Raw genomic sequence first — 22932 nt, forward strand, 5'->3', positions numbered from 1 at the left:
GGGCGGTGTATTCTTTCTAAAATTTACATGGCTTATAGACAACATTTCCACAATGAAATGAATGTATAAGAGTCATTACATTATTAAACGTTTACTTATCAGAATATTGTTGTTCAAATTTTAAGCTTGGGTTTAATTTGCACACCTTACTAATTGTCTTATTTTTGAAAAAATTCGAATCCCGCATGAGTCAGCAAAATCAGAAAATATACATTATCGCCATTGGAGGTGCAGTAATGAGCAGTTTAGCCATTGCCTTAAAGAAAAAAGGAATGACTGTATCTGGTTCTGACGATAAGATTTATGATCCTGCGGCAAGTTTATTAAAATCCCATGATCTCCTACCCAATCAAATGGGCTGGGATGCCAATAGAATTGATGACTCAATAGATGCTGTAATTGTAGGTATGCATGCGAAAGCAGATAATCCTGAATTACTAAAAGCTCAAGAATTAGGAATTAAAATCTGGTCCTATCCAGAATTCATCAGAGCCCAATCTAACAATAAGCAAAGAATTGTAATTGCCGGCAGCCATGGTAAAACCACCATTACAGGTACAATTATACACGTACTTAACTATTGGAAGCGTGACTTCGATTATGTAATTGGTGCTAAGGTTAATGGAATCGACGAGACGATAAAACTTTCGAATGCACCCGTCATAATCATTGAAGGCGATGAATACTTTACTTCACCTCTCGATCCAGAACCAAAATTTCTAAAATATGATCATCATATCGCACTGATCAGCGGCACGGCGTGGGATCATATTAATGTTTATCCGACAGAAAAAAACTATCTCGAACAATTTGAAAAACTGGCAGATCGTACACCGAAAGCTGGAACTCTAGTTTACTGCACCGATGATAAACAAGCCAAAAAAATTGGATCAGCAGAAAGAGCAGACGTTCGTCAGGAACCATACGAAACGCCCAAATACAAAGTAAAAAATGGTGCTTTTGTCATTAATGGAGATACGCCTCTCAAGCTTTTTGGCAAGCACAACATGCAAAACATTGAAGGAGCTAAAACAATTCTGAAAAGAATTGGAATTACAGATGAGCAATTTCACGAGGCAGTAGCATCTTTTGAAGGCGCATTTAAACGAAATAACCTCTTGGCTGAAAATAGTGACACATCAGTTTATACCGACTTTGCGCATGCACCCTCTAAATTAGCTGCTACCTCTGCGGCACTAAAAGAGCTGCACCCAAAAAGAAAATTAGTGGCTTGTTATGAACTGCACACCTTTAGTAGTTTAAATAAAGATTTCTTATCCAACTACAAAGGCACTTACAAGTCTCCCGATGAAGCCATCGTCTTTTTCGATCAAAAAGTAGTTGAAGAAAAGAACTATACTCCTTTTACAGAGGCTGAAATAAAAGATGCATTTGGGAGAAAGGATCTCATTGTATTTACAGACACCAATAAACTTCAGTCTCATCTTGAAGCTAAAGCCTGGAAAGATCATGACCTATTATTCATGAGTTCTGGCACTTTCGGCGGAATGGACATAGCTGCGTTTGCAGAAAAAATCGTTTAATAATCAGACCTCTGGTTAATCATTAGAAACAACATCAATGCAATTAAAATTAAAAAATCCACTGGCGGTTTTCGATCTGGAAACTACCGGAACTAATATATCTACTGATCGCATTGTTGAGATCTCTGTGGTAAAAATCATGCCTGATGGTGAGGAAATCATCAAAACGATGAAAATCAATCCAACCATTCCAATACCGGTTGAAACCAGTATGATTCATGGCATCTATGACAAGGATGTTAAGGACGCTCCTACTTTTAAATCTATTGCCAAAAGTCTAGCTGAGTTCCTCAATGGTTGCGACTTGGGAGGATTCAATTGTCTGAAATTTGATATTCCCCTTTTGGTCGAAGAATTTGCAAGAGTAGAAGTGGATTTTGATATTTCTAATAGAAAATTCGTTGATGCCCAGAAAATTTTCCATATGATGGAAAAAAGAACATTAACCGCTGCATATCAATTCTACTGTGGCAAATCATTGGATGATGCCCATAGTGCCGAAGCAGATACTTTGGCAACAGCTGCTGTAATCAAAGCTCAAGTAGAAAGATACGATGGACAAGAAGTAGTAAACCCAATGGGTAAAGTGATTGGTACTATTGCCAATGACATGAAAAACTTGCATGAAGTCACTGCTGCTAATATGGTAGATCTAGCCGGCAGATTTGTAACTAATGATGAAGGTGTTGAAGTATTTAACTTTGGGAAACACAGACACAAACCTGTGGAAGACATCTTGAAAGCCGAACCAGGCTATTACGACTGGATGATGAAAGGAGACTTTCCTTTAGATACCAAAAGAAAGTTAACACAAATAAAACTTAGAGGGTTTAACGCTAGATAATTAGTTTACATTTTTCTCTTTGAGCTCTAGCATCTTATCAAGGTTTGCGATGTAATTATTCGGGCCACCAGCAGCATAACCTGTTTTACCATAGGCTTGAATTTGAAACCTTTTACCATCTGGCTTATCCAAATCAAACATCCAAATCGTAGGAAATCCTGTCACTCTAAAGGCCTGCTGCAATTCTGCATTCTGTTTTTTCTGTGCTTCAGGTAAAGCAGTTCTTCTTGGATAATCCAATTCTAATAAAACTACATTCTCCGCTGCCCATGCTTTAAACTCAGGTTTATTAAAAACCTCAGCTTTCAATCTTTTACACCACCCACACCAATCACTTCCAGTGAAATTGGCCAAGATCGGTTTGTTCGTTTTCTCTGATAATTGATAAGCCTCTTCTACATTTACCATCCATCCATCATTCTCTGATGAGCGAAAACCATTCTTCACATCCTGCGCTACAGACTGGCCAGCAATCAACACACTCATCACTAAAACACAAATACTTAAAATAGAGGTCCTATTCATCTTCTCAAGATTTTACTTATTAATTACAATCCAAAGGTACATTTTTTTGAAATGCACTCATACTCTAATACTACTAATAACCATTTTAGGTTCATTTTATTACGAAAATTTATGCCAACGGACTTTTTCTAGGCAAACAATAAATGTCTAGTTTCTAATATTTATTATATTTAGATAAAGAAGAAGGAATATGCACAATTGCAATAAATGTGAAAAAAGAGCCACCTTGCACTGCCGATCATGCGGTAGGTATTGGTGCGTCAAATGCCAAGAAGAACATGGAAAACCGGGCTTGTTTGCTGGTAAGTGTGCGGTATGCGATGGGATTGTTGTTCGGTTAGAACACCAAATTAATTAGCCTCCCACTATTTCTTTAAGATTGTGCATCAAGCTTTCCCAAAGCTCTTCAAGTTCCTGTTCATCATCCATTTCTGAATAATCGGTAACCCTGATAAAAACTGACTGGGTCATTTCATTCATATCAATTTTGAATTCAACGTAATTAGGATCGTCGTCATCTGAGACAAACTCAAATTTCACTTGCGAGTTTGTTCGATGAGAAACCATCTTCGCTTGATTCTCTTCACCATCCCAAATCACCGTGAATATTTTGTCCTCGTTAATATTAACGTCATCCGCAAACCACTGGGCGAGGCCACTTGCGGTAGATAGGTAAGGATATAGCATTTTTTTTGACGCTCTAATTTCATATTCCCCTACAAATTTGAACTTGCTCATATCCTTTATTATCGATTTGCTATTTACCCAATGTATGAATTTTCTACGAATGTATCAAAAGTTTTTATAAAGACTTGCGATTATATAAACAATGGCTAGATTTGCACCTCGAAAAATCACAAGGCGAGGTAGCTCAGTTGGTTAGAGCGCAGGATTCATAACCCTGAGGTCACGGGTTCAACTCCCGTCTTCGCTACTAGATTCAGAAGGCAGTTCCTAATATTAGGCAACTGCCTTTTTCTTTATTATCTGAAATATTCTCAGAGCTTAGGTTGGAAATTTAGCTAAATCATTAGCACCAATTTCCACCAAAAGAATCTCCAGGGAAAGTCTGCGCCATCAAACAAGGTAGCTTAAGTATTATTGTTGTACCCCAGTCCACTTCGGAATCTACCTCTATTGTTCCGTGCAAAGTTGCCAGCATCTCATTAACAATGAAGAGACCCAAACCGACACCGGAACTACGCTCCGACGCACGATAAAACAAATTAAAGATAAGAGGTACCTGCTCTGGTTTAATTCCCATGCCAAAATCCCGTACGGTTAGCACAGCCTGAGTTCCATAGACTAAGGCTTCAAGTTCTATCTTTTTGAAATTACTGAATTGAATGGCATTTTTTACAAGTTCTGTGACGATGCGTGTAAGTCTAATCTTGTCGGTGAAAAATTGATTTTTTTGAACCACCTTAATATCATAAGAAAAATCAACCTCGTTTTTTATACCCAGCTCATCGAGAATCTCCTCAAAAAAAGTTTGGAGATCTATTTCATCCCGTTTTAACAACGTTTTTTTATCCTCTCGATATCTGATGATTTGGGACAAAGTTCCGTCCTGCATTTGAATGGCATCATCCAATAGATTCAGATAATTCGTTTTGGACTCCACATTTGCATCATCTCTAAGCAATTGTACAAGAGCCATCATATTCCCAATTGGCGTTCTTAGTTCATGTGAGGCGCTATAGATAAATCGATCCAATTGTAAATTAATCTTGCTGAGTTTGCTCGTTTGAATTTCCAACTCTTTGGTTCTATCAGCAACCAAATTTTCTAGATTTTTGTTCATCCCGCCAATTTCAGAGACCAAATTTCCAATCTCGACTTGTAGTTTGCTAAAGGCTTCAAAGAGTTCAAAAAAAGGATCTTCTTTAGGAATGGCAAAGTTTATTGGTTGGTAATCCTGATCCCAGGATATGCGACTAATCGCTTCTTTGAGTTGTGATATTCTTTTAAAATGAAGATTATCCAACTTGGCTGACGCCTCATCAAGTTTGCTTGATTTGCCATACTTATAATCCAAAGCCATGTCTACCGCTTGCGCAAAGGTCTCAACCATTGTGCTTGTACGCTTGAACGACTTAAGAATAGTTCGGTGCAAGCTGGCAATAATTTTCATTTTGGGAGAAGGTATGATATACTCATGCTCTCTTAACTTGCTCAGGTCAGAACTCACCAAGGCATACAGTTCGGATGGGGTGCCTATTCCCAAGCTCAATACTCCAGACAAATCTGAAATCGCAATAATTTTCTTCAACTCTGCATATTCCACGATTTCCTTGATAGTTTGTCCCACGGCCAAGGCAGTTGCAGATGTAAGAGCACCTTGTACCTTGGATAGCACTATGCATTTATTAACAAGGTAGAAACGGGCTTTCAAGTCATTGCCTGTAATGTGCCATTCATCTTTAGTTTCTACCTGCAGCAATCGTCCGTTGTGATAGACCGCAGTAGGAAATTTGTCATCTGCGAGCGACAGTTCGACCAAAGTATCTAAATCCTTCGTCATCTTTTATTATTTACTCTTAATCTAGTCGACCAATCCAAATTTAGCCCAAGTCAGGATTGCTTTTTTGTCCTTGTAGACGCTTTGTATACCTCATATACATTTCATAGTATATGAATCGGTCTAGGCAGTCCTAAAGAATATAGCCTTACGTTTCGACATCCCCTTTTGATTAAGCCTCATAATTCAATAATCCTATTAATTTTGCGCTCCTAAATTTAAATAGTACCAAGAAACTGATGGCATCATACGACTTCCAATCGATCGAAAAAAAATGGCAACAATACTGGCAAGACCAACAGTCTTTTAAAGCTGAAGTCAATCAGGACAAACCTAAATTTTATGCCTTGGACATGTTTCCTTATCCATCTGGAGCTGGGTTGCATGTAGGCCACCCTTTAGGATACATCGCCTCGGACATTGTTTGTCGATTCAAAAGAACGAAAGGATATAATGTATTGCATCCTATGGGGTTTGATGCTTTCGGCTTGCCTGCCGAACAATACGCCATCCAAACCGGGCAGCATCCAGCAGTTACGACAGAAGAAAACATTGCCAGATATAAGGAACAGCTGAAAAACATTGGGTTCTCTTTTGACTGGAGCAAAGAGGTGCAAACTTGCTATCCTAACTACTATAAGTGGACGCAATGGATCTTTATCCAGCTATTCAATAGTTGGTATGACTATGAGGCGAATAAAGCCAAGGACATAAGTGAATTGGTAGCTGTGTTTGCCAAGGAAGGCAACTCAAAGGTGAATGCGGCTTGTGATGAAGATGTTACTTCATTTACTGCCGAAGGTTGGAACGGCTATTCAGAAAGTCAGCGGCAAGAAATTCTACTTCAATATAGATTGACCTACTTATCTGAAACCACAGTAAACTGGTGTCCTGAAATGGGAACAGTGCTCTCGAACGACGAAGTGAAAGATGGTTTTTCAGAAAGGGGTGGTTTCCCTGTAGTCAGAAAAAACATGAAGCAATGGAGCATGAGAATCACCGCTTATGCAGAAAGATTGCTTGAGGGACTAGACACCGTCAATTGGCCAGAGCCACTCAAAGAAATGCAGCGTAATTGGATTGGCAAATCCAAGGGAGCTGAAATGGACTACGCCATTGAAGGACATGAAGACAAAATCACAGTCTTTACAACCCGTATTGATACGGTTTGCGGTGTGACGTTTTTAGTTCTTGCTCCAGAATTAGAGCTAATCAATAAAATCACTACAGATGACCAGCGCAAAGAAGTGGAAGCCTATGTAGAAGTAGCCAAAAACAAGTCCGAGCGTGATCGTATGACTAACGTGAAGACTGTTTCAGGAGCTTTCACTGGAGCTTATGCCATCAACCCTTTTAACCAAGAGCGAATTCCAATCTGGATCGCAGATTATGTTTTGGCAGGTTATGGTACTGGAGCTGTGATGGCTGTACCTGGTGGAGACCAAAGAGATTTTGATTTTGCTACACATTTTGATTTGCCTATTCTTCCCGTTTATGACGGCATGGACGTGAGTAAAGAAGCAGACGCTACCAAAGAAGGCAAGATTATAAACGAAGGCATCCTGAAAGGACTTTCGTTTCAAGAAGGTACTGATAGAGCCATTGCTTTCTTGGAAGAAAATGGCATCGGCAGTGGTAAAATCAATTACCGTATTAGAGACGCCATTTTTGCTCGTCAGAGATATTGGGGCGAACCAGTGCCGATTTATTTCAAAGACGGCATTCCTTACCCAGTGGCACAAGAGGACTTACCTATTGTATTACCAGAAATAGACAAATACCTCCCCACTGCTGACGGCGATCCTCCACTAGCTAGAGCGGAAGGGTTTACTTATACGCCTAAAGGCTCAACTGAATCTTATCCGTTGGAGCTCAGCACCATGCCTGGATGGGCAGGATCGAGCTGGTACTGGTACCGATACATGGATGCGAATAATGAAGGGGCGTTTGTATCTTCAGAAGCACAGAACTACTGGAAAGATGTAGACTTATACATCGGTGGCACAGAGCACGCGACAGGCCACCTGCTCTATTCTAGATTTTGGAACAAATTCCTTTGCGATAGAGGATTTGCCAAGGAAGAAGAGCCATTCAAGAAACTAGTGAATCAAGGTATGATTCAAGGGCGTTCTAACTTTGTGTATAGAATTAAGGGAACGAACCAATTTGTATCTCTAAACCTTAAAGAACAGCATGAAACTTCACCCATGCATGTTGATGTGAGTTTAGTAGACAATGATATTCTAGACACAGAAGCTTTCAAGGCTTGGCGACCTGATTTGAAGGATGCAGAATTCATTTTAGAAGATGGAAAATACATCTGCGGCTACGAAGTAGAAAAGATGTCGAAGTCCAAATACAACGTGGTAAATCCTGATGATATCATTGAGAAATACGGCGCAGACACGCTTCGTATGTATGAAATGTTTTTAGGACCATTGGAACAATTCAAACCTTGGAATACGCATGGCATTGACGGTGTATATAAGTTCCTGAGAAAATTCTGGCGATTGTTTCATCAGGACGAAGAGAATTTCTCGGTATCAGATGACAAACCTTCTGCAGAAGAGCAAAAAATCATACATCGCACAATCAAAAAAGTGGAAGAAGACATCAACAACTTGTCTTTGAATACTTCGGTGAGTACGCTTATGATTGCTGTGAATGAATTGACAGCATTGAAATGTAACAAGAGAGAGATATTGGAGAAACTGACTATTGCGCTCTCTCCTTTTGCGCCTCACCTGGCCGAAGAGCTATGGGAGCAACTAGGCCACACTGGAGGGGTAAGTCTGGCGCAATTCCCTGCATTTGATGAGAGTTTCTTGACGGAAAGCACGCACGAATATCCTATTTCCATCAATGGAAAAGTAAGAGCTAAAATCGCTTTTGCCATAGACAAACCAAAAGAGGAAATTGAAGCTGAAGTATTGGCCAATGAGGCAGTGGTGAAATGGACAGAAGGCAAACCTCCAAAAAAGGTGATCATCGTCCCTAAACGAATTATCAACGTGGTAGTATAATCATTACGTATACTATCTCAAGAAGGCTTCTAATTGGTATAAATCCAGTTAGAAGCCTTTTTTTTTGAGACACTGAATGATTATCTTGAACAGATAAACGCGCTTAATTATGAAATACACTGTTGATATCATTATCGATCTTCCAAGACCAAAAGTCATTCAGCTATTCGACAACCCAGACAACATGCACAAATGGCAACCAGACCTGGTCAGTTTTGATCCAATCAGCGGAGATCCCGGCCAACCAGGAGCTAAATCGAAGCTGCATTATAAAATGGGCAAACGCGAGATAGAGATGATAGAAACAGTCACTAAAAATGACTTACCCAGTGAAATGGCAGGTACCTATGAAACCAAAGGAGTTTTCAATATCATATCCAATAGATTTGAAGAAATCAGTGAAAAGCAAACTCGATGGGTATCTGAAAACGAATTCCAATTTTCTGGCTTTATGAAACTCATGGGAATTTTCATGAAAGGCGCCTTTCCTAAACAAACCCTCAAGTTTATGAATCAATTCAAGTCATTTGCCGAAGCTGAGTTCGCTTAAGCCAATACTTGAGTTACTTTTTGAAGCATATCATCGGTAAAGTTGAGATGTGTAACCAGTCTAATATCATTTGGCCCAAAAGGCACAGCTAGTAACCCCTTTTTCTTCCAAGCATTGAGTAGTTCACTCACTGATTTGTCTTTGGCAATAGAAACGATCACAATATTGGTGCCTGCTGAGACAATGTTTTCTACGTACATTTTATCTTCAAACATATTGGCCAATTGATTGGCTCTTCTGTGGTCATCCTTCAAACGTTGGACATTATTCTCCAACGCATAGATGCATGCGGCAGCTAAATAACCTGCTTGGCGCATACCTCCTCCGAATACCTTTCTCACTCTTCTAGCTCGAGCTATCGCTTCTTTTGACCCTAATAAGGCTGAACCAACAGGGGCACCCAAGCCTTTAGAAAAACATACTGACATCGTATGAAAACATTTACCATGATCGACAGGGTTCTCTCCTGTCTTCACCAATGCATTAAAAATACGAGCGCCATCTAAATGCATTTTTAGTTTGTTTTCTATGGCGACTTTAGTAATGTCTTTAATCACGTCCAATGGGAAAACACTTCCACCTCCTTTGTTTACGGTATTCTCTAGAGCTACCATGGATGTACGGGCATAGTGAATATCATCAGGATTAATATTCTCTTTGACGTCATTGGCTGTGAAGCGCCCTAAATCTCCATGCAATAACTTCATGGATACCATCGAATTGTAAGCCGCACCCCCACCTTCGTAATTATAAATATGAGCGGTTCTATCGCAAATGATTTCGTCTTGAGGTTGGGTATTTATTCTGATAGCAATTTGGTTGGTCATGGTCCCAGACGGACAAAACAAAGCCGCTTCCTTACCGAAGTATTTAGCAATTTTGTTTTCCAATATCATGATAGTCGGATCCTCTCCAAAGACATCATCTCCTACCTCTGCAGCCATCATGGCCTCAAGCATTTCATCAGATGGTTTGGTTACGGTGTCGCTTCTTAGATCAATCGTCATGGTATGAAATTATTCAGTAGTTAAAATTAGAAAGGCTTCAACAAGAGATTAAATATAACAATCTCAGCTTGCTTTCCTAGAAGAATCAAGAATTCAATCTGTTCAACTCTTGTTGAATGATTTTCTTAACGTCTTCCTGAAATTCTTTGAGTGTTTCCATAGTGTATTTACTTGGGTCAATGGGCTCATGGATCACTATTCTACACTTCTTACGACGAAAGAAAAATTGACCATCATCTGGAAAAATATGCCAATTATCTGCAAGCGTCACAGGCACTAAAGACACTCCCGTTTCTATGGCCATTCTAAAAGGGCCTTCTTTGAAAGACTCCATCTGTGGAGGATTGCCACTTCTAATACCCCCTTCAGGAAAGATAGTCAATGAGCAATTGGATTTTAGCGCCTCTATACCCTTCTTATAAGTCGCATATCTATCTCTTAATTTGGCCCTATCCACTGTGATGTGAAACCTTTTAAAAATTGCGCCCATTAGTGGGACTTTGGCAATGGATACCTTTCCCACAAACTTAAATGGCACAGGCATCACAGGCATTATAGCGATATCTAGAAAAGAGAAATGATTAGCACAAAAAATATAGGTTGATTTTTTTTCAACAATACCTTGCTTTGTTACTTCCAACCTTATGCCTACCAAAAAGAAAAAAACATAGGCCCAATAGTGATTAACAACCAAAGCCAACTTATCATATTTCAGGATCAAGGCTAATAGAACCACCGGAGTACCCAATAAAAAGGTAATGGTGAACATGAATCCAGCATAGATCAAATAGATCCGCAACAAGAATAAATTAAAAGTATTTGGTGATTGGTTATTTGAGTTCATTCGATAAAATCAATGGCTGGCAAACCTATTTGATTTGCATAATGATGTGAAAAATTTTTATCCTTTATAGCCGAATTTCTTGAGCAAACTATCCTTCTTTCTCCAATCAGTCGCCACCTTCACAAAAGTTTCTAAAAACACTTTCTTCCCAAAGAATTTTTCTAATTGCAAACGAGCTTCAGTCCCAACTTTTTTAATGGCCTCTCCCCCTTTTCCAATGATAATACCTTTTTGAGATTTTCGTTCTACAAAAATCTCCGCACGAAGTCTGATAATCTCTTCGTCTTCTTTGAAAGATTCTATTTCTACCTCTGTACTATAAGGAACCTCCTGTTTGTAATTCTTGAAAATTTGTTCTCGAATAATCTCTGAGGCAAAAAACTTTTCTGGCTTATCTGTAAGTGTATCACCTGGGAAGTAAGCTGGATGTTCGGGCATGTGATCCAGTATCTTGGCAAACAAAACGTCTACATTTTCTTTTGTCAGTGCAGACACCGTCATGATCTCCACATCTGGGTAAAGCAAACTCCAATAGTCAATTTTATCTGTCAATCGTGATCCTTTGTTTAGATCCGTTTTATTAATCACGAAAATTACCGGGGTCCCACTCGCTATAATTCTTTCCAGTGTTTCTTCATCTTCATGCTTCTCCATGAGTTCGACCACATAGAGCACCAAATCAGCGTCCTCCAAAGAAGCACTAACAAATTTCATCATGGATTCTTGCAATGTATATTGAGGCTTCAACAAGCCAGGCGTATCAGAATATACCACTTGAAAATTGTCACCAGTCAGTATCCCCATAATGCGATGACGAGTGGTCTGCGCTTTGGATGTAATAATGGAAAGATTGTCCCCGACGAGGGCATTCATCAAGGTAGATTTTCCGACATTCGGCTTACCTACAATGCTTACAAAGCCCGATTTGAAATTAGTTTCACTCATATTAAAAATAAAGTTCAAAGGTACTTGTTTTTTAATCAATGGCCGTCTACTTTTGCATCGCAATTGAGGGAAAAACGAAGGATTTTATGACTCATTCGTCTCAAAAAGTGCAATAAAATACATCGCGGGGTGGAGCAGTTGGTAGCTCGTCGGGCTCATAACCCGAAGGTCACAGGTTCGAGTCCTGTCCCCGCTACTACGCAAAGGCTAACATGAAAATGTTGGCCTTTTTTTATGTCTCGTTTTGAAAAGCCATAGGAGAATCTAGGTCGCTGGTTCGACAATTCCATCGCGGCAATTCCATCGCGGGTCAGCTCCCGCTACTACACAAAGGCTAATAATATGAGAATGTTATCCTTCTGCCTTTTCTATGTAATCCGATTCTGAAAAGAACTGACCCGTCCTAAAATAGGTTGACGGTTTTTAAAAAGATTTAAGTAAAACCTGTGGATTGATATTCACAGGTTTTTTCATGTATAAAGTTAGGTGTTTTATAGTTGAGACTTAGATGAGGTCTTTGATTGTTGTAGGTATCTATTGACTCTTTGATCAGTATTTTCAATTCTTGGCCAGTATTGCATTTATGAATGAGGAACTCCCCCTTTAGGATACCATTAACTCTTTCTGCTAGTGCATTTTGATAGCAGTCATACCCATCGGTCATAGATGGGGTGATTTGATGATTACTAAGCTCAGACTGATAAAGAGTGGAGCAATATTGTAATCCTCTATCGGAATGATGAATAAGCGTTTGGGTTGTTTTTCTGTTTTTGACAGCAACTTTCAGTGCTTTGACCACGTGTTCAGCACTCATGTCATCACTGAGGTGATAGCCCATAATCTTTCTACTATATGCATCTGTGACCAAAGAGAGGTAATGGGTTCGCTCCCTACTTTTGATGTAAGTAATATCACTGACAAAAACTTCTTCAGGGCGAATAGCTTTCCGATCCTTCAATAGGTTGGGGTATTTTCTCAACCAATGCTTACTGTTGGTAGTTTTTGTATAATTCTTCTTTGGCTTGATGAGCAGGTGTTCGGCTCTTAAATAGTTGAACAAAGCATCTCTACCCACTTTTATGTTTTGCCGGTCAAATTCACCTTTCAATGAATGGTACAGCTTCCGCGTGCCCAGTCGGGGCATTTGCATCCTTACCTTTTGGACAAGGGGTTTGATCCTGGAGAGTTCTTCTGCTCTTTGCTTAGATCTCTGTATTGATTGATAAACCGCCTGTCTACTAATCCCAAACAGTCGACAGCTACGTGAGAGACTCACGTGCTTTTCTTCTCGGATGCGCCAGATTGTTTGGGTAATCCCTTTTTCTGATTGAAGTTCCGTGTTCTTTGTCTGAGATGTCAATCATCATATTAAGAATCTCATTCTTCAATCGCTCATCAGATAATTCACGTTCTAATCGCTTGATCTTCTGTGCTGGTGTCTCTTTTGATTTAGGTGAGGCCATAAAGTGTTGCTTCGGGTGACTCCAGTCTAATTTACCATATCTGCGTAACCAAACCAAAACTGTACTCCTTCCTTGTATACCATAAGTTTTTTGGGCTTGCTTGTAGGTCATTTCGCCTTTTTCCACTTCAGATACAACCGCCAGTTTAAAGCCCATGTTGTAGTCGCGCTGGGTGCGCTTTTTCCCTCCTAAAGAACTGCGCTTCTCGTCTTTCATAAATAAGTCGTTTTTGTGTCAACTTATTTCAGGACGAGACATACTGACGATAAAAGCCTTTTCGTTTTCTGAAAGGGCTTTTTTATGCCTTAGGTTTTACCAACTGAATCAACAACCCAATCACTATCACTCCTACGCATCCTATCACATTGAACCAGAGGTAACCGATCTCTGTGAAATTATATAATGCAATTACAAGACTCTGCGAAAGAATAGCGCCCCAAAACACAGCCGTACCTTGTACATACTTAAAGAAAAATGCCACGAGGAAAATCCCTAGAATATTACCATAGAAAAGAGATCCCAGAATATTGACCATCTCAATCAAATTCTCTGATTGATGCGCCATAAAAGCAAAGCAAATCGCCAGAACACCCCACGCCGCAGTTAGAAGTTTAGAAACAAGCATATATTGCTTTTCCGTTCCATTTTGATTGATCAGATTCTTATAAAAATCAATCACAGAGGTCGACGCCAATGCATTTAACTCCCCAGAGGTAGACGACATCGCTGCAGAAAATATTACTGCTATTAATAACCCAATAATTCCTTGTGGTAAATAATTGAGAATGAACGTTAGAAAGACATAATCAGAGTCTTTCAACTTGATGGTAACATCTGTAGACGCAATAAGGTTTTTCATTTCAGCCCTTGAACTATTCACCTGTTCCGCTGTGAATTGGAGTAGCTCTTGAGCTTCTTTTTGCTCTTCTTTTGAGCCAGACAACAAGGCGTCTTTATAAACCATCGCCGAAGCCTTCCTTTTACCTATCCAATAGTCGTGATCTTCTGTAATTAAGTCAATGTTCTCGCTTCCTACCTGCTGCTCAACTTTATTCAAACTTTGCTGATTAAAGTGAACTGGTGGCTGATAGAAGATATAGAATACATAGAGGAGCGCCCCAGTCAGCAGAATGAAAAACTGCATAGGCACTTTCATCACTGCATTGAACATCAAGCCCATTCTGCTTTCAATGGTATTCTTTCCTCCTAAATATCGCTGCACTTGAGACTGATCAGTTCCGAAATAAGACAAAGCAAGGAACAAGCCTCCAAGAATTCCGGACCAAACGGTATAGCGCTTTTCAAAATCCAAAGAAAAATCTACCGCGTTCAGCTTATCCAGACTCCCGGCAATATGAAGTGCTTCTGGAAACGTGACAAAGTCAGACAGGTAATGTACAATGTAGCCAAAGGCTATAGCCATACCAATCAATATGACTGTCATTTGATGTTTTTGAGTCAGACTCACCGCCTTAGTACCTCCGCTTACTGTGTAAATAATTACCAGAACACCCACCAATAGAATCGTCCAGGAAAGGCTCCAACCCAAAATGGTTGACAAAATGATAGCCGGAGCATAAATGGTAATTCCAGCTGCCAAGCCTCGTTGAACTAAAAATAAAAATGCGCCTAGCAAACGTGTCTTTTTATCAAACCGACTTTCCAAATATTCATAAGCAGTATAGACCTTTAGCTTATAATAAATCGGAATGAATACAAACGCCACTATGATCAGAGCGATAGGTAGCCCAAAGTAGTTTTGCACGAAGGCCATACCACTTTCATAGCCTTGACCTGGAGTAGAAATAAAGGTAATGGCACTGGCTTGAGTAGCCATAACGGACAACCCTATAGTTCCCCACTTCATACTGCTGCCTCCGCGCAGGTATCCATCTATATCTTTGGTTCCTAGTGTTTTATAAACACCATAGCCAACAATGAGGCCTAATGTCCCAAAAAGTACTACTAAGTCTAATGTGCTCATCTGAAGGAAATGCTAAACCAGTACAACAATAAAATGACTACTACCAAATTGCCAAATACAAACAAGTACATGGTTTTCCAGTTATTAAAAAATGGAGGTTTGTCTGATGAATCCAATGGAGTACTGTTTAGATGATTATTCTTTTCCTATTGATATCATATTCGTGAAGATGCGATAAGCACCTGGAACACCAGCAGGGAGTTCTCTAAACCAAGAATAGCCAGAATAGATATAATAACCTTTTCCATACTTGGCAACTAGCAGTCCTCCATCTTTTGGGTCTTCGCCCGGATCATTGGAGGACAAAATAGCTTCATACTGTTCATCCCATTCATTAGGAAAGTAAAGACCTCTTTCCTGCACCCATCCTTCAAAGTCTGCATTAGTGATTTTATTAGGGAAGTTTAAAACTTGATGCGCTGGCTTAAGAATTCTAACTTCCGCGCCTTCTACGGTCACCCTATCACGAGACAGTTGTAATGGATAGGGTCCCAAATCTTTAGTAACTAAAGCATGAGAAGTGTTGTATTGAACGATCATAGTCCCTCCATTCTTCACATACTCCATCAATTCTTCCTGATAAAACTTTAATCGATCATTTGTATTGTAGGCCCTAATACCGAGGATCACTGCATCATAATTTTTCATTTTATCTGCGGTAATATCTCCGTTTGATAATTCTGTTACCTGATAGCCGATCTGCTCCAAGCTCGCAGGAATCTCATCTCCAGAACCCACGATGTAACCTACATTCGTTCCACGTTTTTCCAATTCTACCTTGACAACTTTTGCTTTAGATATTGGAAACAAAGCTTGAACTGGGATGTGATCATATTCGATACGAACCAAGCTTTTGTTATACGCCTTACCTCCAATATTAGCTAATGCGCTTATTTCACCGCTACTTGCACTAGACGGTGGAAATAATTCAAAGGTGAAAGTGGCTTCCGCTCCCTTATCGCTAAGCTCAAATGCATAATTTTCTGGTGTTACTTTCCAGCCTGAAGGAATGTCAAGAGATACTTGACCTTTTAATCCCGATTTTCCAGCTAATACTTGCACATCCACTTTTTTGGATGCTCCATTGCCAAATACATATACCTTTTCAGAAATATTTAGAAACACAGGCGGAGTTACTTCTAAGGGTCGATACGATTCACCATCTACAGGAGAATTCTCTTTGTATATCACAGGAAGCTCATATTCCAATAGCGCACCTTCGATTTCGACAGTAGCAATCCAAGACAATGCTGGCGCATTTTCAGGTGTGCCTATCAAATTTTGATCGGCTACTTTGTACATCCCCAAGCTACCTTCTTCTCTCAACCAATAAGGATCTGAATACACTGCATCCTCGTCCAATAAGTATTTCCTATCCATATTGAATGGTTGATTATTAATTAGTTGTTGATTCACATCGAAGCTTTGTACATCTCCTAGCTTGATAGAAACCAATTTCATATCGATTGCTGATCGATTAATAGATTCAACGCTTAGCATCATAGAATCACCTGGTGTATATGCAAATTGATCAGCTTTTACCTCCATATATAAACCTGTACACGCTTTGATCAAACCCTTGATTTCCTGCTGTTTAATTGTTTTCCAATAGGCATCCTTTACTTTTTCTAATTCCTTGTAGGCCTGAACCAAATCAGGAATTATAATCGATGGATTCGTTGGGTCGAAATGCATAAGTGCATTATCCACATGATACCCGACTTTATCTCCTCCCTTCACTCTTTTCCAACTCGTATCTATACCATCAAACATATCAGAGGATCGGTCACCCGCTGTATGATCAAAATATTCAATTTGCGTTCCTCTGGACCCGGTAGAGCCAAAACCTTGGCTTTTGTGCATACTTCTACTCAATGAAGCAATTTCAGGGTAAGATTTCCCTAATAATGGATTGTAGGCTCCTAAATCCAAAGTCATCAAAGAAGCAGTGTCCATTTCAATGCCGGCCCGTCGATAGAAAAATGGATGTGTATTGAATAATAAACGTTTAGGCTGCCATACACCATATTTTTCAGCAGATGCTGGGTACTGCTTTTTGTCTGCGGCTAATTCAAAAGCTTCTTTGGCCAGAATAGCAGAAGCGGTATGATGTCCATGACCACCTAGACCTGTGCCAGGAAATCTGGTAATAATAATGTCAGGTCGATGTTTTCTATACACGCGAACAAAATCCTCTAACACTTGATCCTTATCCCAAATTTCAAAGGTCTCTTCTGGATTCTTTGAATAGCCAAAATCGTTGGCTCTACTGAAATACTGCTGTCCGCCATCGATCCTTCTGGCTGCCAACAACTCCTGTGTTCTTATTAATCCCAGTAGTTCTCTAATCTCAGAGCCAATCAAATTTTGTCCCCCATCGCCACGGGTAGCTGATAGATAGGCTGTATTAAATTTCTTTTCATTCGCCATATAGGCGATTACCCTGGTATTCTCATCATCTGGATGAGCGGCTACATAAAGTACAGAACCAAGCACGTTCAGCTTTTGTAACATCAGCTGAATCTCTGCAGCATTAGGTTTCTTGGGCTGCTGGGCTTGAATAGAAAAAGAAAGGGTAAATGATAATAGAATTAAGAACAGTCGAATGGTTCGCATATTAGAATTATAAAATTTCCAACAATGATAGTTGGCCAGTCATTAATAAAAAAACAATAAGTGCTAAACGGTAATATCTGTTTTGAGTTATGAACAATTAAAAACACAAGAGGCCTACCCATGGGGCAGACCTCTATCCTACTTTAACCTAAACTTATTACCCTCAACTATTTCTTCTTCTGAACCTTCTTTTTCGTCTTTGCTTAGGATCAATTTCTACTTCTGTGGAAATCCCATCCTGCGTAATAGTTACCAAATTATCACACGTTCCATCACCATAGTCTATGATTTTTTCACTCTCTCCTTCGACGTTGATTGAAAGAATACCTGAGACTGGTGCATAAGTTCCTTCTTCCCTACAAACACTCAAGGTCAATATCGGAGTGGTTTCATCTACTGTATTCTCATAAGTCAGACCTTCTCTATTTATACCCTCAGCTGAACCAAAACGCTCTACTTGTATTTTCTCCCCTTCTTCGAAAGTTGCAATTCTAGTTCTGGTCGATTCCCTAGTAGCTACCGTACCATCAGGAAAAGAAAGTTTACCTCCAGTCAGCGTTGCATTATATTCTTTTTCGGTATCTGTACCAGACACATAGGTCAAGACTCGAGTTCCTTCTACGCCTATTGTATCTACGGTGTAGTCCTCTAAGGTAATCGTGCGTTTGAAGCCGGGCACGTCTCTTTCTCCCTCATGGGTAATAATGATTTTGCCTGTTCGAATTCTGCCATCACGACCTTCGCAGCCCTCCTCTCCAAAATCAATGATTTTGGTATTAGTGGCTTCATCTTGCGTCACAACAACGCAATCCCCAAATCGTTTACCTCCATAACCAAATCCGCCAAGAGTTTTAGCTCCCGAGGCTTCAAATGAGTTAGTGGCAAAATCAGCTGCTTCATCAATCTCCTCCATCAATTCGCTGGATGTGGTTTCTAAACTTGCATCCTCAATCGCGATATCAGTAGATCCACTGTCACTTATAGTTTCTACATCATCAGAACAAGAATAAAAAGTCAAAGCAGCAGTCGAGATAAAAATTCCAATTAATCTTTTCATGGTTTTAAATATTTAATGGTTGTCTTTTTCAAATTTGTTTGGCTCTTTGACTACCACTTGACACAAAGGTTTAATGCAGGCTTAGATTTTTTTCAAAAAAATGACAGATCGCATTAAAAAGCTTATGTTTGATACAAATAAGCAGATATGAAAAAAAGGATTTTAACTCTGGTTTCATTCATCTTGATCCTTACGAATAGTGAGGCGCAGGTATCCCTGAACTATTACCTTCCTCAAGACATCAACTACAATTCATCCGTCCCTACTCCTAAATCTATCCTAGGTCATGAAGTAGGAGAATGGCATGTAAGCCATGACAAACTGGTCCAGTATATGTATGCTCTGGCTGAATCTTCTGAACGTGTAGAAATTGAAGAATATGCCAGAAGTCATGAAAACCGTCCATTGCTCACACTTAAAATCTCCTCTCCGGACAATATCAATAACTTAGAAAAAATCAGAAAAGAGCACTTGAAAATTTCTGATTATAATCAATCCCAAAACCTTGACCTTTCCTCTATGCCTTTGGTAGCTTATCTAGGCTACAGCATACATGGAAATGAATCCAGCGGGAGTAATGCAGCATTACTAGTCGCTTATTATTTAGCGGCAGCACAAGGTGATGAAATAGAAGATTGGCTAAGAAATACAGTAATCCTACTTGATCCAAGCTACAACCCTGATGGGCTGAATCGTTTCGCTTCTTGGGTAAATAGTAAAAAAAGCAAAAACCAAGTCACAGATCCGAATAATACGGAACAAAATGAAAACTGGCCCGGATCCAGAACCAATCACTACTGGTTCGACCTCAATAGAGATTGGCTACCTGTCCAACACCCAGAATCATACGGGAGGATCAAACAATATCACCATTGGAAGCCTAATGTGTTGACCGATCATCACGAAATGGGCACCAATGGCACCTACTTTTTTCAACCCGGTATTCCAAGCAGGAACAATCCTTTGACCCCAAATAAGACCTACGAGCTCACTAGAAAGATTGCCAACTATCACGCCGAAGCTTTAGATGAAATTGGCTCACTTTATTATTCAGAAGAATCGTTCGATGATTTTTATATAGGCAAAGGATCTAGCTATCCGGATGTGAATGGCGCTATAGGCATTCTCTTCGAGCAGGCCAGTGCTCGAAGCCATGCCCAACAAAGTGAGAATGGCTTATTGACCTTCCCTTTCGCAATCAAAAATCATTTCACTACTTCACTATCTACGCTGAGAGCTTCTTATGCACTTAAGAGTGAATTGCTTGATCACCAACGAAAATTCTATACAGAAATTCCGTCGTTGGCAAGTAAAGAAGAAATCAAAGGATACGTGTTCTCTGCTCCTAACGACAATAGTAAAATCAAAGCCTTCCTTAACATCCTAAACGCCCATCAGGTGGATGTATATAAACTCAAAAAACAAATCAATGAATTCAAAGCAAATGAATCGTACATCATTCCAATGAAACAAAATCAATATCGGATGATACAAGGCATGTTTGAAACACGTACCCAATTTCAAGACAGCCTATTTTATGATGTATCCGCTTGGACTTTACCCCTAGCCTTCGATTTGAATTATAAAGAAATAAAAGGAAAGAGTTTCTCTCCTGATATGCTAGGGGATAAAATTGAAATTGATGAATTACCTTCATTTAACTCAACATTAGAACCTTCAAAGTACGCCTATGCCTTTCACTGGCAAGACAGCCAATCACCGGCCCTATTGTATGACATCCAAAAAACAGGACTTCGAACTAAGGTAGCTACTGAACCATGGGCCGATGCTCAAGGCCAATCATTTGAAAGAGGCAGCATTTTGATTCCATTGCAAAATCAAAATATGGAAGAGGGTAAAATTCGCAGCGCTTTACAAACGCTTAGTATAAAACATCAAATTACGATTACATCTATTGAATCTGGAAATACCGGTGGCTTTCAACTCGGGAGCCCAAAGTTCAAAGTGCTCAATACCCCGAAAGCTGTTTTGCTCATTGGTGACGAGGTCAATCCTTATGAAGCTGGGGAAGTTTGGCATATGCTAGATCAACGCATGGGCATGGCTCTACCTATGGTTAGCATTGATCAATTGAATGACATGAGTTTGACTCACTATAATACGATTGTTATGGTAAGCGGAAGCTATGGCAATGTGGCTCAAGCCAAAATAAAATCCTGGGTTCAAAATGGAGGAAATATTATAACTATCAGAACTGCTAGCAAATGGATATCCGAAGCTGGCTTATCCAAAATCAAATACAAAAAAATAGCCAAAGATTCAACACAAAAATACCTAGCCTACAACACTAGATCCCGATCGCAAGGTGCACAAAGAATCGGAGGAGCTATATTCGAAACATCCAATGACTTGACACACCCCTTGGGTTTCGGTTTTTCTGACAACCGTTTACCCATTTTCAAAAAAGGCACTCAGTTTATGGAATTAGCCAAGACCCCCTATGCGCAGCCAGCACATTACACTTCCAATCCCTTGATGGCGGGTTACATCTCAGAAGAAAACCTGAAGTTGATTCCGGATGGTCCAGCTATAGGACTTTCGGCTTATGGTAAAGGTATGATCATATCTTTCAACGACAACCCAAATTTCAGAGCCTATTGGTATGGAACACAAAGGTTATTTTTAAACGCTCTGTTTTTTGGAGGAATCATAGAAGCTGGATCGGCTCGGTAACAACAGAATGCTTTTTCAATTGCGTTTTTATCAACAATTCGCTGATTAATTAGAAAACTCCTAATAATTTCAATGATCAGTTGCAAATGAGTATTGTCTTTTATCAATTCAATGATAATTTGATACAAATACATATCTTTGCCAGCCTTAATAATCACATTTATTTTAATCGGAAGTTTCGCGAATTACCACGGCTTCAGATCACTAAAAACACACTAAGAAATGAAATTCAAATCAGGGGTTCTCACTGGAGACGAAGTAACCGAATTATTGAACTACGCGAATGAGAATCAGTTCGCTCTACCAGCAGCTAACGTCATCGGGTCTAGCTCTATCAATGCAGTATTGGAAACTGCCAAAGAATTGAATTCGCCAGTAATGGTGCAGTTCTCAAATGGAGGCGCGGCCTTCAATGCAGGAAAAGGATTGTCTAACGACGGGCAAAAAGCAGCTATCGCTGGTGCTGTATCGGGTGCACACCACGTACATATGATGGCAGAAGCTTACGGCGTGCCTGTAATCTTGAACACAGACCACTGTGCTAAGAAATTGTTGCCTTGGATCGACGGTATGTTGGACGCTGGTGAAGAATTTTTTGCTAGAACTGGAAAATCTCTTTTCTCTTCTCACATGATCGATTTGTCTGAAGAGCCAATCGAAGAAAACATCGAGACTTGTAAAAAGTACTTGGAACGCATGTCTAAAATGGGCATGACATTGGAGATCGAGCTAGGAATCACAGGTGGTGAGGAAGATGGCGTAGATAACTCGGATGTAGATGAGTCTAGACTATATACTCAACCAGAAGAAGTAGCTTACGCATACGAAGAACTAGGAAAAGTGAGTGATAAATTCACGATTGCTGCTGCATTTGGTAATGTACACGGTGTATACAAGCCAGGAAATGTGAAGTTGACTCCGAAAATTTTGAAAAACTCTCAAGATCATATTCAAGAGAAGTTTGGCACAGGTCACAACCCAGTAAACTTTGTATTCCACGGTGGATCAGGATCTACTAGAGAAGAAATCAGAGAAGCAATTTCTTATGGAGCTATCAAAATGAACATTGACACAGACTTACAATGGGCATATTGGGATGGCGTGAAAAACTACTACCAAAAGAACGAAGGCTACTTGCAAGGACAAATCGGTAACCCAGAAGGTGACGACAGCCCTAACAAGAAGTTCTACGATCCACGTGTTTGGACTAGAGAAGCTGAGAAGTCATTTGTGGCAAGATTGAAAGATGCATTCGAAGATTTAAATAACATCAATAGAAACGCGTAACTCAAAAAAGTTTCGCATAAGAATTAAA

The 22932-nt window shown here is 39.8% G+C and carries 17 protein-coding genes and 2 tRNA genes; 9 read left to right on the plus strand and 10 right to left on the minus strand.

Features of this window, described 5'->3' with window-relative positions; all coding sequences use genetic code 11:
* The first annotated feature begins 185 nt into the window (after positions 1-185).
* Entirely contained in the window at positions 186-1544 is a 1359-nt protein-coding gene (locus R8N23_RS14520; RefSeq protein WP_318172335.1) for a UDP-N-acetylmuramate--L-alanine ligase, read from the plus strand.
* A 37-nt stretch (positions 1545-1581) separates the two neighbouring features.
* Positions 1582-2388, plus strand: a complete 807-nt coding sequence (locus R8N23_RS14525) for a 3'-5' exonuclease (RefSeq protein ID WP_318172336.1) — start codon at positions 1582-1584, stop codon at positions 2386-2388.
* On the opposite strand, the gene R8N23_RS14530 is transcribed toward R8N23_RS14525, so the two are convergent.
* A complete protein-coding gene (locus tag R8N23_RS14530) occupies positions 2389-2913 on the minus strand; it encodes a thioredoxin family protein (protein WP_318172337.1) in 525 nt (174 codons plus the stop codon). It abuts the gene before it with no gap.
* Positions 2914-3103: 190 nt separating this feature from the next.
* Here R8N23_RS14530 and R8N23_RS14535 point away from each other — a divergent pair, with 190 nt between their 5' ends.
* Positions 3104-3271 carry a B-box zinc finger protein gene (locus tag R8N23_RS14535; RefSeq protein ID WP_412071650.1) on the plus strand — a complete coding sequence of 56 codons (168 nt, stop codon included), beginning with the start codon at positions 3104-3106 and terminating at the stop codon, positions 3269-3271.
* On the opposite strand, the gene R8N23_RS14540 is transcribed toward R8N23_RS14535, so the two are convergent.
* Entirely contained in the window at positions 3268-3651 is a 384-nt protein-coding gene (locus tag R8N23_RS14540) for an START-like domain-containing protein (protein ID WP_318172339.1), read from the minus strand. The genes R8N23_RS14535 and R8N23_RS14540 overlap by 4 nt on opposite strands.
* 122 nt (positions 3652-3773) lie before the next feature.
* Between R8N23_RS14540 and R8N23_RS14545 the strand changes: the two genes are divergently transcribed.
* Positions 3774-3847, plus strand: a tRNA-Met gene (locus R8N23_RS14545).
* Positions 3848-3943: 96 nt separating this feature from the next.
* Here R8N23_RS14545 and R8N23_RS14550 read toward each other — a convergent pair.
* Entirely contained in the window at positions 3944-5437 is a 1494-nt protein-coding gene (locus tag R8N23_RS14550) for a HAMP domain-containing sensor histidine kinase (RefSeq protein ID WP_318172340.1), read from the minus strand.
* 236 nt (positions 5438-5673) lie between these two features.
* Here R8N23_RS14550 and leuS point away from each other — a divergent pair, with 236 nt between their 5' ends.
* Positions 5674-8457 (plus strand): leucine--tRNA ligase, encoded by a 2784-nt coding sequence (gene leuS, locus R8N23_RS14555; protein ID WP_318172341.1) that lies wholly within the window; start codon positions 5674-5676, stop codon positions 8455-8457.
* Between the two features lie 109 nt (positions 8458-8566).
* Positions 8567-9007 (plus strand): SRPBCC family protein, encoded by a 441-nt coding sequence (locus tag R8N23_RS14560; protein ID WP_318172342.1) that lies wholly within the window; start codon positions 8567-8569, stop codon positions 9005-9007.
* On the opposite strand, the gene R8N23_RS14565 is transcribed toward R8N23_RS14560, so the two are convergent.
* The 3 genes from R8N23_RS14565 to era all read right to left on the minus strand — a co-directional run bounded on the left by R8N23_RS14565 (position 9004) and on the right by era (position 11803).
* Positions 9004-10014, minus strand: a complete 1011-nt coding sequence (locus R8N23_RS14565) for a GntG family PLP-dependent aldolase (RefSeq protein WP_318172343.1) — start codon at positions 10012-10014, stop codon at positions 9004-9006. The genes R8N23_RS14560 and R8N23_RS14565 overlap by 4 nt on opposite strands.
* 85 nt (positions 10015-10099) lie before the next feature.
* Positions 10100-10858, minus strand: coding sequence for a lysophospholipid acyltransferase family protein (locus R8N23_RS14570; RefSeq protein WP_318172344.1), 759 nt, complete (start codon positions 10856-10858; stop codon positions 10100-10102).
* A 57-nt stretch (positions 10859-10915) separates the two neighbouring features.
* Entirely contained in the window at positions 10916-11803 is an 888-nt protein-coding gene (era, locus tag R8N23_RS14575) for a GTPase Era (protein ID WP_318172345.1), read from the minus strand.
* A 123-nt stretch (positions 11804-11926) separates the two neighbouring features.
* Here era and R8N23_RS14580 point away from each other — a divergent pair.
* Positions 11927-11999 (plus strand) — tRNA-Met (locus tag R8N23_RS14580).
* 237 nt (positions 12000-12236) lie between these two features.
* Here the strand turns inward: R8N23_RS14580 and R8N23_RS14585 are convergent.
* The 4 genes from R8N23_RS14585 to R8N23_RS14600 all read right to left on the minus strand — a co-directional run bounded on the left by R8N23_RS14585 (position 12237) and on the right by R8N23_RS14600 (position 18923).
* A protein-coding gene (locus tag R8N23_RS14585; protein WP_318172346.1) for an IS3 family transposase occupies positions 12237-13482 on the minus strand; the annotation gives its coding sequence in 2 pieces (ribosomal slippage) (positions 12237-13119 and positions 13118-13482; 1248 coding nt in all).
* Positions 13483-13564: 82 nt separating this feature from the next.
* Entirely contained in the window at positions 13565-15250 is a 1686-nt protein-coding gene (locus R8N23_RS14590) for a sodium:solute symporter (RefSeq protein WP_318172347.1), read from the minus strand.
* Positions 15251-15385: 135 nt separating this feature from the next.
* Positions 15386-17866, minus strand: coding sequence for a PIG-L family deacetylase (locus R8N23_RS14595; protein ID WP_318172348.1), 2481 nt, complete (start codon positions 17864-17866; stop codon positions 15386-15388).
* Between the two features lie 163 nt (positions 17867-18029).
* On the minus strand, positions 18030-18923 hold the full coding sequence (locus R8N23_RS14600; protein WP_318172349.1) for a hypothetical protein: 894 nt from the start codon (positions 18921-18923) through the stop codon (positions 18030-18032).
* A gap of 147 nt (positions 18924-19070) precedes the next feature.
* On the opposite strand from R8N23_RS14600, the gene R8N23_RS14605 reads away from it, so the two are divergent.
* Entirely contained in the window at positions 19071-21617 is a 2547-nt protein-coding gene (locus R8N23_RS14605) for a M14 family metallopeptidase (RefSeq protein WP_318172350.1), read from the plus strand.
* Between the two features lie 222 nt (positions 21618-21839).
* A complete protein-coding gene (gene fbaA / locus R8N23_RS14610; RefSeq protein ID WP_318172351.1) occupies positions 21840-22904 on the plus strand; it encodes a class II fructose-bisphosphate aldolase in 1065 nt (354 codons plus the stop codon).
* The last annotated feature ends 28 nt before the right edge of the window (positions 22905-22932 follow it).

The organism is Reichenbachiella sp. (assembly GCF_033344935.1).
Taxonomy (GTDB): domain Bacteria; phylum Bacteroidota; class Bacteroidia; order Cytophagales; family Cyclobacteriaceae; genus Reichenbachiella.